The sequence below is a fragment of the Vibrio sp. Vb1574 genome (assembly GCF_033338675.1).
Map to the genome: position 1 here is coordinate 15,493 of NZ_JAWOTC010000030.1, position 14,457 is coordinate 29,949.

At 42.2% G+C, this 14,457-nt stretch carries 13 protein-coding genes; 6 read left to right on the forward strand and 7 right to left on the reverse strand.

Annotated features, from left to right (window positions below):
- The first annotated feature begins 13 nt into the window (after window positions 1-13).
- The 3 genes from R7O12_RS16760 to yegS all read left to right on the forward strand — a co-directional run bounded on the left by R7O12_RS16760 (window position 14) and on the right by yegS (window position 2,428).
- Window positions 14-439, forward strand: coding sequence for a bifunctional diaminohydroxyphosphoribosylaminopyrimidine deaminase/5-amino-6-(5-phosphoribosylamino)uracil reductase RibD (locus tag R7O12_RS16760; RefSeq protein WP_318126140.1), 426 nt, complete (start codon window positions 14-16; stop codon window positions 437-439).
- A gap of 172 nt (window positions 440-611) precedes the next feature.
- Window positions 612-1,517: a LysR family transcriptional regulator gene (locus R7O12_RS16765; protein ID WP_005376541.1), complete on the forward strand. Its 906-nt coding sequence runs from the start codon at window positions 612-614 to the stop codon at window positions 1,515-1,517.
- An 8-nt stretch (window positions 1,518-1,525) separates the two neighbouring features.
- A complete protein-coding gene (yegS, locus tag R7O12_RS16770) occupies window positions 1,526-2,428 on the forward strand; it encodes a lipid kinase YegS (RefSeq protein ID WP_170896949.1) in 903 nt (300 codons plus the stop codon).
- 81 nt (window positions 2,429-2,509) lie between these two features.
- On the opposite strand, the gene R7O12_RS16775 is transcribed toward yegS, so the two are convergent.
- The 4 genes from R7O12_RS16775 to R7O12_RS16790 form a co-directional block, all read right to left on the reverse strand.
- Window positions 2,510-2,845 (reverse strand): YgiW/YdeI family stress tolerance OB fold protein, encoded by a 336-nt coding sequence (locus tag R7O12_RS16775; RefSeq protein ID WP_017635355.1) that lies wholly within the window; start codon window positions 2,843-2,845, stop codon window positions 2,510-2,512.
- 15 nt (window positions 2,846-2,860) lie between these two features.
- A complete protein-coding gene (locus R7O12_RS16780) occupies window positions 2,861-3,508 on the reverse strand; it encodes an AcfA family outer membrane beta-barrel protein (protein WP_318126142.1) in 648 nt (215 codons plus the stop codon).
- A gap of 165 nt (window positions 3,509-3,673) precedes the next feature.
- A complete protein-coding gene (locus R7O12_RS16785) occupies window positions 3,674-5,287 on the reverse strand; it encodes a VRR-NUC domain-containing protein (protein ID WP_318126143.1) in 1,614 nt (537 codons plus the stop codon).
- 67 nt (window positions 5,288-5,354) lie between these two features.
- Complete coding sequence (locus R7O12_RS16790; protein ID WP_005388232.1) at window positions 5,355-6,587, reverse strand: OFA family MFS transporter; 1,233 nt, start codon at window positions 6,585-6,587, stop codon at window positions 5,355-5,357.
- Window positions 6,588-7,163: 576 nt separating this feature from the next.
- On the opposite strand from R7O12_RS16790, the gene R7O12_RS16795 reads away from it, so the two are divergent.
- Window positions 7,164-7,520 (forward strand): hypothetical protein, encoded by a 357-nt coding sequence (locus tag R7O12_RS16795; protein ID WP_005376535.1) that lies wholly within the window; start codon window positions 7,164-7,166, stop codon window positions 7,518-7,520.
- Window positions 7,521-7,623: 103 nt separating this feature from the next.
- Here R7O12_RS16795 and dcuC read toward each other — a convergent pair whose 3' ends face one another.
- Both dcuC and R7O12_RS16805 read right to left on the reverse strand, forming a co-directional pair.
- Window positions 7,624-8,991 (reverse strand): anaerobic C4-dicarboxylate transporter DcuC, encoded by a 1,368-nt coding sequence (gene dcuC / locus R7O12_RS16800; RefSeq protein ID WP_318126145.1) that lies wholly within the window; start codon window positions 8,989-8,991, stop codon window positions 7,624-7,626.
- 359 nt (window positions 8,992-9,350) lie between these two features.
- The gene (locus R7O12_RS16805; RefSeq protein ID WP_318126147.1) at window positions 9,351-10,475 is read right to left on the reverse strand and encodes an acyl-CoA desaturase; all 1,125 of its coding nucleotides are present in this window, start codon (window positions 10,473-10,475) and stop codon (window positions 9,351-9,353) included.
- Between the two features lie 271 nt (window positions 10,476-10,746).
- Here R7O12_RS16805 and R7O12_RS16810 point away from each other — a divergent pair, with 271 nt between their 5' ends.
- Window positions 10,747-11,295 carry a GNAT family N-acetyltransferase gene (locus tag R7O12_RS16810; protein WP_104980607.1) on the forward strand — a complete coding sequence of 183 codons (549 nt, stop codon included), beginning with the start codon at window positions 10,747-10,749 and terminating at the stop codon, window positions 11,293-11,295.
- Window positions 11,296-11,384: 89 nt separating this feature from the next.
- Here the strand turns inward: R7O12_RS16810 and R7O12_RS16815 are convergent, their stop codons facing one another.
- On the reverse strand, window positions 11,385-12,002 hold the full coding sequence (locus R7O12_RS16815) for an HAD family phosphatase (protein ID WP_318126149.1): 618 nt from the start codon (window positions 12,000-12,002) through the stop codon (window positions 11,385-11,387).
- A 363-nt stretch (window positions 12,003-12,365) separates the two neighbouring features.
- Between R7O12_RS16815 and R7O12_RS16820 the strand changes: the two genes are divergently transcribed.
- Window positions 12,366-14,411 carry a response regulator gene (locus R7O12_RS16820; RefSeq protein ID WP_054577833.1) on the forward strand — a complete coding sequence of 682 codons (2,046 nt, stop codon included), beginning with the start codon at window positions 12,366-12,368 and terminating at the stop codon, window positions 14,409-14,411.
- Window positions 14,412-14,457: the final 46 nt, after the last annotated feature.

The following is a 14,457-nucleotide window of genomic DNA, read 5'->3' on the forward strand; positions in this document are numbered from 1 at the left end:
GAATAGAGTTCAAATGAGCCAAGAGTTTATGCGCCGCGCATTGGAAGTGTCCAAAAATGCGCTTCCTAAATGTCAACCCAACCCGCCGGTTGGCTGCGTGTTAGTGAGAGACAATCAAATCGTTTCTGAAGGTCATACTCAAGCGATTGGTGGCAATCACGCGGAAGTGGAAGCGCTGAATGCGTATCAAGGCTCGTTAGAATCGGTGACGGCATACGTTACGCTGGAACCCTGTTCGTTTGTTGGTCGCACGCCAGCTTGCGCGGTGACATTAGTCAAATCCGGCATAAGCAAAGTCGTCGTAGCCATATTGGACCCCGACCCGCGCAACAGTGGTCGAGGTATCGAGATTCTAAAACAAGCAGGTATAGAGGTAGAAACGGGTTTGTGCGGCGAGGAAGTCAGCGAGTTTCTTACCCCTTACTTAGGCAAAGCCTAATCCAAGCTTTACGTTGCACTACGGTGCCAGTTTATGTAGTGAATGAAGTGCGTCAAAATTGAGTTAAAACTCATTAAAACAAGCGATACCGCCCATTTATTACACTTGGCTACGTGAAGGATCATGCAGTTAGATTAAAATAGAGAAAGTGACTTTTGAAAAATTTAATAGCATGAAACCGACCGACCTTAATCTTATTCCCATTTTCACTGCCATCTATGAAGAGCGTAACTTGTCTCGGGCGGCGGCGCGTTTAAACATCACCCAGCCTGCGGTTAGTAAAGCGCTAGCAAGGCTACGTGATATCTACGATGATCCATTGTTTCATCGTTGCGTTAAAGGTGTTGAGCCTACCTCGTTTGCGATGGATATTTATCCTGCTCTTCTTGCTTCAGTACAAAATTTCACTTCGACATTATCGGCCTCTAGTGAGTTTGACCCTAAAGTGTCGAATAGAGTGTTTTCTATTGCCTGTGTGTCCGTTGCAAGTTTTGAGTTGCTACCTCAAGTCATGAAACAAATCCGTGTGTCGGCGCCAAATGTTGCATTAGAAGTACATCCGCTTTTTACGGAAGATTTTGAAAGTGATCTGCGGTTACAACGATACGATTTGATCATTGATATCACACCAAGAGCAAGAACGGTGCTAAAACTGGAAACTGTACTTACGGAGCGTTTGGTGGTGGTATGTAGCGAAGCGCATCCACGCCTGAATGACGAGATTACGGCTGAACAATTTTTTGAAGAAGAACACGTAGTGGTTTCGCAGTGGCAGAGTCGTAAGAGCTTGTTAAACGCCGATGACATTGTCGACTTGGATAAGAGAAAGATTAAGTATCGAGCCTCAGGCGTACTAGAAATGCTCCCAATTATTTGTGGTAGTGAATACATTGGTTTAATGCCAGAGTCGATGATCAACTTGTTCAATAACACCTATCATGTTAAATCTTTATCAATGCCATTTGATGAACAAATGTATGAGCTTTGCACAATCTGGCATCCTAGTCGCACAAACGACAGCGCCCATCAGTGGTTGCGTTCACAGATTAAGCAAGCAGGAAAAGTCATCAACCAATAGGAAGTGCAATGAAAAAGACAATACGTGCCATCCTTAACGGAAAAAAAGCTGGGAATTCAGAGTTAAGAGATGCAATCATGAAAATGAGAGGAAAAGGCATCGACGTGCAGGTGCGTGTGACGTGGGAATCTCAAGACATGCCGCGGCTAGTGAAAGAAGCGGTTGATGAAGGCATTGAACGTATTGTTGTCGCTGGTGGCGATGGGACCGTCAATGAGGCGGCTTCTGCGATTATTCAAATTGACAAAGAAAAACGCCCTGAGTTAGCCATTATTCCCCTTGGTACCGCCAATGACTTTGCTACCGCTATTCAAGTACCTAATTCCATTAAGGCGTCTTTATCTCTTGCTGTTGAGGGGCAGTCCGTTTTGGTCGATTGCGTCAAAGCGAACGATCGCTGCTTTATTAACGTGGCAACAGCAGGGTTTGGCGCAGAAGTTACAGCAGAAACGCCTGTTGAACTCAAAAACTTTCTTGGCGGCGGAGCTTACACGCTAACTGGTGTTGTAAAAGCACTTGGCTTTAAACCATATGACGGAACAATAACGATTGAAGGTGGTGCGTATCAGGGAGAAATGTTGCTCGGTGCGTTTTGTAATGGGCGCCTTGCTGGAGGTGGGCAAGAGTTAGCTCCAAAAGCGATGATTAATGATGGGCTGATGGATCTAACATTGGTGCGCCCATTTTTACCTCATGAGCTGCCTAAAGTAATCGACGAGATCAATAACCCGAGTGAGAAAGGAGAGTTTGTGAAGTACACAAGAGCAAGCTGGTTGGAGATAGATTTTCCGAATCCATTGCCTCTTAATTTAGATGGAGAACCTTATCATTCGAGAACCATTAGATTTGATGTTCAGCCTAAGAGTATACGGTTAGTCGTACCGCAAGATTGCCCTTGCTTGACTAGCTAAACGAGCGTTTTCCATGATTATTGCGTAACACAACCACTAAAATGTGGCTGTGTTATTTGTGTTGAGGTATCAGTCAGCTTCTTAACGTTTTTGAATTGTCTCAACGTCTATCTGCGTAGTTGTCCAATCTGAATCAACCTCTCCTCGAATCATTACGGTATCTTTTGGTGTCACTTCTTGACCCATCCAATCTTCGTTGTCGATCTCTACTTCGATCTCACCAGTGTTGTCTTTGAACAAGTAAGTCTCGTTACCAAATGATTGAACAATATGCCCGGTTAGCACTACAGCGCTGTCGTCGGTTGCGTTGCGCGCCTCTTTCACCGTATTGATTGCACTGACTTCTGGACCATTAAACGCGGCGAAAGCCGAGCTTGAAAGTAGAGCAAGCATGGATGTTAACAATACTCTTTTCATTATCATCTCCTTATATTAGAAGTAATAAGTTGTGCCTACGTTAAAGGATGCAGTGTTTGCGTAGCTGTCTAGTTGGTATTTAGCGTTTGCGCCAATGGTGAGCTTTGGCAACACTTGGTATTCCGCGCCCACAGAGAACATTGCGCCTAACTCGTTGCTTTTCTCCGAGCTATGGAAAAGCGTGTTGCTTATTTCCACATCGTCATTCGCGACAAGCTCATATTCTTGATGTTGAGCAACCTTGGCGTCATATTGCGTGTAAGTTAAACCCGCTTTGAATTTTGTTGTCCATTTATCACTTAATGTATAGCTAAACACTGGTGCTAGCGAGACTTGTTTGGCTGTGATAGAGGAATCCCAATCTATTTCATGATGGTAATCTTTGCCATCAATTGTCTTGATACCAAGGTTCTTAGAACGGCCGTCATCAAGGTCAAACTGGCTGTAACCTAGCTCAATTGCCCAATTGTCATTAAACGAGTAACCGATAAATCCTGAGAAAATACCATCCTCAAGTTCTGGGTTAAGTGTTACATTTTCAGATGAAAAGTGAGGTTCCAAGTCATGGTCAGTGGTGCCTAGTCCATATTCCAGACCTACATATGGAGCCGCAGATACCGAAACTGAGCAGGTAACGAGTAACGCAAGAATGGTTTTGTTCATTTTATTTTGCCTCTTCAAATCAACTTAGTGAGTAGAAGCGCATTTTGTGTGAAGAAGCGTGAAGCGATCGTGAAGAAACGAAAAAATGTTTAGAAAAAAGAGCAAGGGGCGATAACCGAGGGGCGGTTTGAGTGAACAAACACCAAGCTCTTTATATAGAGTAAGTTAAGTTGCTGCGACGTAACACACCGCAAACGGGACATTAAGGCGAGTAAACTCTTTAATCCAACGCCATTGGTTGTCTTGGAGTTTATCGCCAGGGCCTTTCACTTCAATCCACTCGAACTCGTTTTCTTTAAAAGCAATGAGATCCGGCATCCCATTACGGTAAAGCTTAAGGTCGCTCAATTGTATTTTGAACAGCGCCATCAGCATATTGGTTGGGATAGTGTTGAGTGCTGTTTCGAGTAGCTCTTTACTTATTAAATTCCAATGTACAAATGGATTACTGATGCCAAACTTCTCATCGTATTTTGTCAATAACATCTGGGTGTTGCCCGCTTCTAGTTCGGCAAAAGCGGTGTCTATCAAAGCTTGGCGCTTGGTAACAAAATCCGAGTGATATAAATCTAAAGGACGGTGTTGATAAGCGTTAATGAATGCCCCTTCAATAGGAGCAAAAATCGCATCCCAAAAAGTGAGACCAAGTAATGCATTAAGCAGTGCATTTTCGGCGTAAAATACAGTCCAGCCTAAGAACTCAAAATACGCTTTGCTGGCGAGTTCGACTCTCTGTTGAGATAAATCCAGTTCAAGGCGGTATTCCGTACAGGTTGGCTTCGTCACTCTTGGCACTTTCTCGCCTTGTTTTCGTTTTAACCGTTGCTCAAGTTTTTGTGCAACTTCGAGCTCAGACACATCGATCGGTGAGTTAAGCATATCTGTGACAATGTCACAAAATAAATCATCATGGTTTAATTTGTCATAGATACGTGCGCGTCGTTCTCGGCTCGGTGTGAGTTGAGTTTGGCCAAATAGAGATAGGGCGGTCTCTAGATCATTAAGCCGTTCGTAATCACGTGCTATGTCATTCAACATGTGCTCGCGTTTACGATCTACGTAACGGTGTTTAACGGGCTGAGGCATTGCCTCAATTAATAAGTCGAGATTGGCTTTGTCTTTTCGGTCAAATTGCCAGTACAGGTTGGCCAACTGGCTCAGTTCAATTAAGCGGTCTATTTGCTCACGTGAATCAAAGAAACGGCGCACTTTACTCAATTGATATTGCTCGAACTGATGCAAACCTAAGTCATCAAGCACAAACTGACTTAAGTCTTGATGGGTGTTGGCAAAAAACAGAGTGAGTAACACGTCGATCATATGAGCAGAATTGAGTTTGACGATCGTAAACTCAAGCCGCTCTATACGATCAAATTCCGTATTACTCAAATGTTCGACAAGGGCGTCTTTCTTGAGTGATTTCGGCAGTTCGGGATAAAGCGCGGAGATTTCTGGTTTGGTCAGTAAATTAGCCGCTAACTCTTGATGAGAAAGGGGTGGGGAAAGGGCTACAAACTCATGCTGACTCAATTCTGCCAGTGCTTCATTGATAGAAGGTATTTCTTGATAACTCAGCTTATCACTTCGAAACCAACATCCCTTTCGGCTGTATAAACGCACCAAAAGGCACTGGGCGTGTTTGCTCAAAGAATCAAACGAGCAAAGCCATGCGTGTTCTTCCTTGGTCAGTAAATCGCTGTACCAAGTTATTGCGTGATGAGTCAGCTTGAAGAAGTTCTCTAGATAGTAGTCTGGTGCAAGTTCGATAGGGCTTTCCATAAACGACCGATAACAAAAAAGGCTTAACCCATAGGTTAAGCCTTTTCGCTATCAAATCAATTCGCAATTATGCGTTTTTTAGCTGTGCTACTTTCGCTTCAGACAATGGCTTAGTGATGAACGCTAGTACGATACATACTGCCATCATTGCTGAAGAAATTGTGTAAGCCAAGGTGTAGCCGTCGCCATTTGTCATCGAGAAACCAACAACCGCTGCGCCGATTGCACCACCGATACCCCATGCTGTGTAAAGCACGCCGTAGTTAGTGCCGTAGTTTTTCAGACCGTAGAACTCAGCCGTTAGAGTAGGGAATACCGCTAGAAGTGTGCCGTAACCTACCGCTGCGATTGCTGTACCGATGATCAGTGTAAACTCAGAGTCGAACGTCGCGAACAGCACCATGTTTACGCCTTGTAGAACGAACGCGAGTAGAAGCGTACGAACACCGCCGATTTTATCTGCAAGCATACCCGCGGCAACACGACCGCCAGAGTTAAATACAGCAAGAATAGACGCTAGGTAAACCGCGTTTGGCAAGTTTGCTTGAACGCTTGCGATTGTCGTGATGTTACCAATGATCATTAGACCAACAGAAGCTGCAAACGCGTACATGATCCATAGAGAGTAGAACTGTGGCGTTTTCAACATTGCTTTCCAAGTTAAGTCATCTGACTTTTTCACCGCTTTAGGTGCTTGGCCTTCTTTTACTTTAGGCTCCGCAGGTGTGTAGTCTGCTGGTGGGTTGTTGATGGTTGCTGCAAGAGGAACCGCAATCGCTAGGATACCAACACCAAGAACCATAAAGCTAGTTTGAATGCCCATGCTGTCTATTAGCGCAGAAGTTACTGGCGCAAGGTAAATAGCCGCTAGACCAAAACCTGCCGCAATAATGCCGTTAACCATACCTTTCTTCGAAGCGTGGAACCACTTCATCGCAGAAGGTGATAGGCATGCGTAACCAAAACCGATACCTGCACCTGTGATCACACCGAAGGTAATGTTCAGCATGAGTGGAGAGTTCACAAAGCCAGAAGCGATCATGCCCAGACCTGTAAGAACAGTACCTAGGATAAGGATCATTCGAGGGCCCATGCGGTCTTGAAGAATACCTGCAATAAGAAGACAGATAGAGAAAGTGATGGTTGCAGTTGCGTAAGGTGCAGAAGCTTCTGCAGCACTCCAGCCTGATTCAGTTACCAGTGCCTTGTTGAATACACTCCAAGCATACAGGATGCCAAGACAAAGGTTGATACAGAACCCTGCTAACAGGATGCGCATAGCTTTATCAATCTTGCTCATTTTTATTCTCAGTTTTTCCTCTTATTGGCAATGCCGCAAAGAAGGTTGGTTTAAAGATGTTTTTTCTCAAAATTAGTTTGCGTTTTTCAACGTTTAACGCAATGAGCGCGGATTATAACCAATAAATATGTGATTGGAATCTCTTTTTACGGTTACTGATAAAATAATTTGCAACATTAAAAGTGGATGTGAATTCATGGTTTTGTATGTAGTAAGAACGTTGTAAAAAAGTGATATTTTTTGTTCTCTAATAACGAATGATGAGTCAAGACAGAGAGGTTTTACGCTGTTGAGTGCACAGTTCACATTTCAAATAAAAAATTTCAAAATGTTTCCATGTTAACCATCTGTAACAAAAATGGCGAATTTATCATCTAACTGTCGTAAGTATCAGATGCAAAGGGTTTCTTAATTTTTAATTGTTAACCTTTTGTAATAATTGAAGCTGATTAGCTTTTATGTTCATTAAGTGAGCAAAAAAGTAACTTGTAATTGCTGATTTTAGGCGCAGAATATAGTGAAAAATGAGTTTTCATTTATGAAGGGATGCTTTTTAGATTTGTTCTGAGGTGACTTATGAAACTGTTCCTATTACTCATGGCTTCGGTATCCGCTGGTATCGCATCAGCAGACCACATCCATTCATTTATGTTGGGCTTATCTATTGCTTCTTTAGCGGTAGGTAGCTGTTATTTCTTCGCATTTCGCAGCTCGCGCTTTCCACAGCTTGCTTTATTCCTACTCATTTGCGGTATGCTTTCTAAGTTGACGATAACCGTAGTCGGTGTGATGTGGGGAATGTCCGCGGAATTAATCACGTCTCCAATCGTATTCGCACTTTCATATTTATTCTTTTCGCTTGCCGTTACCTACTTATGGTTTAGCTACAGAGAGAGCATCACTAAGATTCCTGACCGATTTAAGTCAGCGTAAATCAACACATTAGAATAAAAAAAACGCCAGCACATTTGCTGGCGTTTTTAATTAAACGTAATTTTGTTCGGATATTGCTTTTAGTTTGATCGTGGCAATACCGTTAGGCACTCATTGGAACAAGCACCATAGTACCAATAATCACCGTGATAAGGCCTGCTAGAACTGGAACGGATGTGCGTTTTACAACCTCAAACGGGCTGATGTTTGCCATACCTGATGTCGCAACGATTACGCCAGATACTGGTGAGATAGTACGGCCTAGGTTTGATGCTTGAAGCATCGGGATAATTAGGAAAGCAGGGTTTAATCCCATTTTCGCAGCCAAAGATGGTGCTAACTCCACGAACGCATAAAAAGGCGCGTTACCCGAACCCGTTGCAATTGCTGCTGCAACTGTCAATGCAGTTAGAATAAGCATTAAAGCAACGCCGCCTGCACCAGCATTATCTGCTAGATGAAGTAGGTTATCGATAGCTCCGATAGACATCAGACCTTGTGCAAAAACCCCTGCGGCAACCAAAAGCATCACAACGCCTTTGAACGCGTCAGCCATGCCTGCGTAACAAGAATCTAAATCTTCTAGTGATTTCTTACCATCGAACTTATTTACAACATAATGGATCAGAGCTCCAAGGAAAATCGAACCAACCACAATAGTGTAGATGTCTAGACTAAGTCCTGGAATGGTACGACCGTTGAATAGGAAAACGCCGATGATAGGTAGAAAAGGAAGAGCTGCATAAAACGCTGGTGCGTCAGCTTTGATCTCTGATACATCAATTTTTTCCATTGGTGTATTTTCTTTCTTATCTAAGTATTTGTTCCAGAAGAGCGCTGCCGCTGCCATGACGATGATTGCGCAAATAGAAACAGGCAACACAGTTTGTACCGCAAACACATCAAGCTCTAAACCAGACTTTTCTGCTGCGATAACAACATCACCAGAAGTAGGAGAAAGGATGATTGCCGCTGGAGAGGCACACACTGCAACGGCTGCTGGACGAGAAATGCCCATCGCGACCATCATTGGGAATAATGTCGCCATTAATAGTACGCCAAGGCCTGTTGCAGAACTTACCGCAAGAGACATTAAACACGCCACAATGTAAGCCGCTACCAAAAGGACGTAAGGAGACTTGATGACAGAAAGCGGTTTAGAGAACTGTTTCACTACCACGTTGTTCGCGCCGATATGAGTCATGTATGACGCAAAACCACAAAGCAGCATGATTTGCATACCAAGACCGCCACCGCGATATTGAAGCATGTATTTCACGTATTCAAGCGCATCTGTCACCATGTTACCAGTTGAGGTGATTTTTGACGGCAGCACGTCGTGCCCCAAAACGCCAGTCATAAGAAGTAAAGCAATACCAGCTGTCAGTAACACGCCTGCAGCTTTATAGCCTTTGACAATAAAGTAACCCACCGCAATGGTAACCACTAAGCCAATTAAGAGCTCTAACATAGGGATCTCCGAATGTTATGTAAAAAAGAAAGAAACTGTTTCAGTTTATGACAAGGAATTTACAGAATTCTTAGCTGTGGCACGAGACAAATATGGGGCTTGCATGATCTGAGACAAATAATAATTTAATAAATAATTTCGTTAGATTGTATTGTTGGAATTTGGTTTTCTAAGTGTTACGTGCTGGTTTGAAGCTATTTATAGGAAGGAAAATATGACTAGGAAAGTGAATGAATAAAGAGTGAATTGATTCACAATAGGAAAAAGACTTTACTCAGTAAGCAATTATTGGAAAACACTCTTCACAACAAAAAAGCTTCGCCGAAGCGAAGCTAAGTAATCGTAAGAATGAGGATAAACTATGCGTATCGACGAACCATAAGGTTCCAACTACGTTGCTGCCGTTCGAACTCTCCTTTAATTTGCTGGTACTTCATTTTCGTTACAGAACATTCGTATTTCTTTACCACACTGGCAGTTTTGGCACCGAGTACTTCTTTGCGCATCTCGTAGTATTCCTGCATGTGATGAACTAGAGTATCAAACTCGTGCTGTAGCTGATCGAGGATTGTTTGCGTGTTCGGTTTCGATTCTAGCTTTTCTCTTGCTTTCTTCAAAAGTTGACTCGCACGGGCTTTTTCAATTCTAAATGTAGGCGTTGTGCGCAACTTAGATGTGAGTCCTAACCAAGAACATGACTTTATCAACCACTTCGTTGGGTCGTAATGCCACCAATACACGCCATTGCGATAGTCATTCTCGAAAATATGATGGAAATTATGGTAACCCTCTCCAAATGTGAAAAAGGCGAGTACACCATTATCGCGAGCAGTGTTTTTGTCTGTGAAAGTTTGCTTACCCCAAATATGTGCGAGGGAGTTAATGAAAAAAGTCGTATGGTGACTCATAAAGAGTCGAGCCGCACCAACGACCAATAACATCCCCCAGATATCACCGTAGATCAGTCCGAGCATGACTGGGAAACCAATATTAGTTAGTAGGGCAAGTGGAACATAATACTTATGCTGCCACATGACGATTTTGTCGCGCTTTAGATCACGGCAGTTTGTATATTCGTTTTCCTTTGATTTATTGTAATCACGTAACATCCACCCAATGTGAGAATACCAAAAACCCCGCTTGGCTGAGTACGGATCTTTACCGTTATTGTCGACATGTTTGTGATGCACACGATGATCAGAAGACCAATGTAATGCACTATTTTGCAAAGAAAATGCTCCTCCAATCGCAAAAATGGCGCGCAAAATAGGATGAGCTTCGTATGTTTTGTGGCTCCAGAGACGATGATAGCCTGCTGTAATAGAAAGGTTAGTAAAACTAAATGCAATCACTCCCCAAATTAGATGTTCCCAACCCAGCCCAAAATGATATGCATACCAAGGCATTACAATAAAAGTCAGAACAAAACTGGCAGAAAATATTAATGTATTCAACCAGATAACAGGTGGTTTGTTTTGAGTCACAGGTGTATCCCTAACTTTGAGCTAACAACTGTTCGCCAGAATATCAGCGTACACATGTAAGTCAAATTAAAGTTAGACAAATGTGACTATTCCTTTGGGTGTAGATTAAGGAACTTGATGGGATATTTTGCTTTTAATTGAATAATGAGTAGTATTAAAAAATGAGCTCTGGCTTAAGGTGTATAAAATCTGCCAAGAAACAAGTGTTATAAAGGTGGAATATACCGAGACTCTATAAAGAAGCAAAAATGTAAGAAAATAGGAATACGTAATGGATTTACGATTAGCGGAATATAAGGACTACGAGCGCATTGCGCATCTTCATGCGGATAGCTGGAAGCGTCATTACCGTGGCATTCTTAGTGATAACTATCTTGAGAAAGAAGCGATTGACGACAAACTACTGATTTGGCAAACCCGTTTGACCAACCCACCATTCAATCAGCACATTGTCTTGGCGGAGGAGGGAGGTTTGCTACTTGGCTTTGTTTGTGTGTTCGGCAACCATGATTTCGAGCGTGGAACCTTTATTGACGCATTGCATGTTGATGACAGTTACCGTGGTCGTGGGATTGGTAAGCAGCTATTACTTGCTGTCGCAGAATGGCAACAGCAGTACTTTCAAGACACAGGTCTTTATTTAGAAGTTGTGTCGCAAAACATTTCTGCGATTGAATTCTATCGCCACATTGGTGGACAAGAGGATCAAGAGCGAACTTGGCGCGCACCTGATGGCAAAGAGGTGTTAGAAAAAGTATTCCGTTGGAAGAACGCCCAGTCATTAGTTAGTGGGATTGAGGAAAACGTGATTTACTCCTAACCTAGCGTTCTAAAACATTAGATAAGAGCAGTCTCAACACTGCTCTTTTTTGTTTATGCACCCTAACGTTATGTTTTATTGAAAGCTTTCTAGAAGTTAACCCCCATGGCTTTTAGTTCGAGCTCACATTGCTGAGCATTTTCAAACTGAATAGCAGCCATGCCAACTGCTTGGGCACCTTCAACATTGTAAGGCATGTCATCAAGAAATACTGTCTCTTCGGGGTTAAGCTGATACTTTGAAAGTAGAGTTTGGTAGATCTCCGCTTGTGGTTTTAGTAATTGAACTTCAGAAGAGATGATTGCTCCATCAAACAGTGGCCAAAACTCATAGGTAGTACGAAGATGTTCCACAATTTCGTTGATGTTGTCTGTGAGCGCATATACGCCATATCCGGCTCTTTTTACTCGTTTTAACAGCTCTATACTGCCGTAAAGTAATATTTGAGTGTGTTTTACATAATAAAAGAAGCGGTCCATTTCTTCCGTCGTTACTTGGTGTTCACGTTGATAACGCTGTTTTGCTTCCCTTTCGGAGATCGTCCCTTTATTTAAATCTTTCCAGATTTGTGATGAAAATAGCATCTGAGCCATTTTCTCTGATTCTACGGAATCACCAAATGTTAAGCGAACGATTTCTACTGGAGACCAGCGTACCAACACATTACCTACATCAAAAATGACATTTTTTATCTGGACAGAATTCATAACACACCCCAAGCCAATTGTTCTTCACCACGCTATATGCGGTGAGTGCTGTTTTTGAATCGTTGGAAAGTCGTGCCAAAGGCGCGACTTAAGTTTCTTACACAAAATGAGATTAACATCCAATTGGATACAGAGCGATTATCGCAAAATTGCACTAAACTATATGCAACTTTGTTTATTTGGTTGTAAATCAAGTGTAGCTGTCTTAAAAGATTGAAACTAAAGATAAGTATTGCGAGCTGTTTACGTCATTTCGCGCTGCTTATAAATGATGATTAATATATAATTAGTTAATAATAAAACGATAAAAGTGAATCAAAATCACACTATTGTGCGTCAGGCGGAGTAAGCAAAACAGATTATATGGACTCGATACGTAAGGTTTATCAATATGCAGAACCAAACCTAACTCTCGTTGGCTGGATGGGGTTTCTTGGCTTTCCGCTGTACTACTTTGTCTGGGAGTTTGCCTTTCCACAGGCTTATGAAAATTTATCTCTTAGATTGTTTTGCTCGTTATTGTTTTTCGGCATCATTTTTAGAAACCGCTTATCATCGACTTGGAGAGATTATGTTCCTATTTACTACCAAGTGACGATAACGCTGTGCTTACCGTTTTTCTTTTTTTATATGTTACTGATGAATGACTGGTCCAATGTATGGGTTATGTCGTTTATGTCTGCAATTTTCTTACACATTTTACTGGTTCATGTTACTAGGGTCATGTTTGCTCAAACCTTTGCTGGGATAGGTTTAGCAACATTCTTCGCTTGGGTTGCAAAAGGGTTCCATCTTGACTTGACCATGGATTGGACTCATGTGCCAATCTTTCTGTTTATTTATGTCTTCGGTAATTTGTTCTATTTTCGTAACCAAGTTGAACATGAAGCGAAAGTCTCGCTGGCAAAATCATTCGGGGCAGGGATCGCACATGAAATGCGTAACCCGTTGAGTGGGCTTTGCACTTCAATAGATGTTATCCAGTCGATCTTGCCCAACATGAAAGAGGCAGGAAAAGAGCAGTACGTCATGAGTGTAGAGGATGTCACCTTATTACGTGAAGTGAGTCAGGATGCAATGAACATTATCCAATCGGGTAATGAAACCATCGATTTATTGCTAACTTCGATTGATGAAAATCGAGTTTCTCGTTCTAGCTTCAAAAAATATTCAGTTCACTCGGTCGTTGAACAGGCAATTGAAAGCTTCAGTTATAAACGTGCCACTGATCGATTTGCCATATCGCTGGATGCGAGAAGTGAGTTTGAGTTTCTAGGTAGTGATACGCTGCTTAAATACGTTATGTATAACCTCTTCAAGAATGCCTTCCATCACCGTAAATCTGAAGATTTTCACATACATGTATCCATGATAAGTTCAGAACGCTTTAATCAAATTGTTGTAACCGATAATGGTGCTGGCATTGCTCCTGATGTTCTACGCAATATCTTTCAAGACTTTTACACCACTGGCAAATCAGGAAGTTATGGTTTGGGTCTACCGTTTTGTAAAAAAGTCATGCGTTCATTTGGGGGGAACATTGAGTGTCAATCTCAGTTAGGGGAGTGGTCTCAATTTACGTTAACTTTCCCACTAACGACATCTGATACCGTTACTGAAATCAAAAACGATCTGACTAAACTCAAAACCATTCTAACGGTGACTAGCCAAGATATCTTGGTGTCTAAAGTAACAGATATTAGCCGTTTTATGGGCTTTGACTCGACGATTTTAGATGCCAACCAAGTACTCAAAAAGAAAGAGTACGAGTTCGAATTCGATCTGATTTTTATCGATCTTGAGAGCTTAGATCCAAGAGCAAACCAATTGGATAGATTAGAATCTCTCTTGTCTTTCACTGAAGCACGCATAGTTTATCTTTTTGAGCATCATCCGACTCAGAGAGCACGTAAGGCTGCATATGAACCTATTTGGATCGAAACGCAAGCCTGGTTATTGAATACTAAACCAACTATTGAGCGTCTCTTATATGATTCAAGCTATGTATCGACACCAACGGCCTCGGTGACGTTAGATAATTCAAATAAGCGCACAATTATGGTCGTGGATGATAATGAATCTTTGCGTAAATTCACGGCAATGTTACTTGAAAAGCAAGGCTTTGAAGTGATTCAGAAAGAAGACGGGCAGCAGGCTCTGGATACACTAGAGCAAGAAGATGTTGATCTCATTCTGATGGATATCGAAATGCCAATTATGGATGGTGTAGAAGCGTCTAGGCGAATTCGAAGCTCGGATAAAAACTATGCGTCGGTACCTATTATTGCGCATACAGGGGATAGTTCACCTGTCACGTTGGACAAAATTGGGTCTTCGGGTATGTCTGACTTCATCGTAAAACCGGCGGATAAAAATCGTTTGTTCGATAAAATCGCAAACTGGATCTAATCATTCGCGACTTGTTTTCTTGAGGCGAGTTGCTCACAACGAATAA

Bases quoted from the DNA above. Each gene is read 5' to 3' on its own strand.
- R7O12_RS16760 (WP_318126140.1), top strand. From the start codon at position 14: ATGAGCCAAGAGTTTATGCGCCGCGCATTGGAAGTGTCCAAAAATGCG.
- R7O12_RS16765 (WP_005376541.1), top strand. From the start codon at position 612: ATGAAACCGACCGACCTTAATCTTATTCCCATTTTCACTGCCATCTAT.
- yegS (WP_170896949.1), top strand. From the start codon at position 1,526: ATGAAAAAGACAATACGTGCCATCCTTAACGGAAAAAAAGCTGGGAAT.
- R7O12_RS16775 (WP_017635355.1), bottom strand. From the start codon at position 2,845: ATGAAAAGAGTATTGTTAACATCCATGCTTGCTCTACTTTCAAGCTCG.
- R7O12_RS16780 (WP_318126142.1), bottom strand. From the start codon at position 3,508: ATGAACAAAACCATTCTTGCGTTACTCGTTACCTGCTCAGTTTCGGTA.
- R7O12_RS16785 (WP_318126143.1), bottom strand. From the start codon at position 5,287: ATGGAAAGCCCTATCGAACTTGCACCAGACTACTATCTAGAGAACTTC.
- R7O12_RS16790 (WP_005388232.1), bottom strand. From the start codon at position 6,587: ATGAGCAAGATTGATAAAGCTATGCGCATCCTGTTAGCAGGGTTCTGT.
- R7O12_RS16795 (WP_005376535.1), top strand. From the start codon at position 7,164: ATGAAACTGTTCCTATTACTCATGGCTTCGGTATCCGCTGGTATCGCA.
- dcuC (WP_318126145.1), bottom strand. From the start codon at position 8,991: ATGTTAGAGCTCTTAATTGGCTTAGTGGTTACCATTGCGGTGGGTTAC.
- R7O12_RS16810 (WP_104980607.1), top strand. From the start codon at position 10,747: ATGGATTTACGATTAGCGGAATATAAGGACTACGAGCGCATTGCGCAT.
- R7O12_RS16815 (WP_318126149.1), bottom strand. From the start codon at position 12,002: ATGAATTCTGTCCAGATAAAAAATGTCATTTTTGATGTAGGTAATGTG.
- R7O12_RS16820 (WP_054577833.1), top strand. From the start codon at position 12,366: ATGGACTCGATACGTAAGGTTTATCAATATGCAGAACCAAACCTAACT.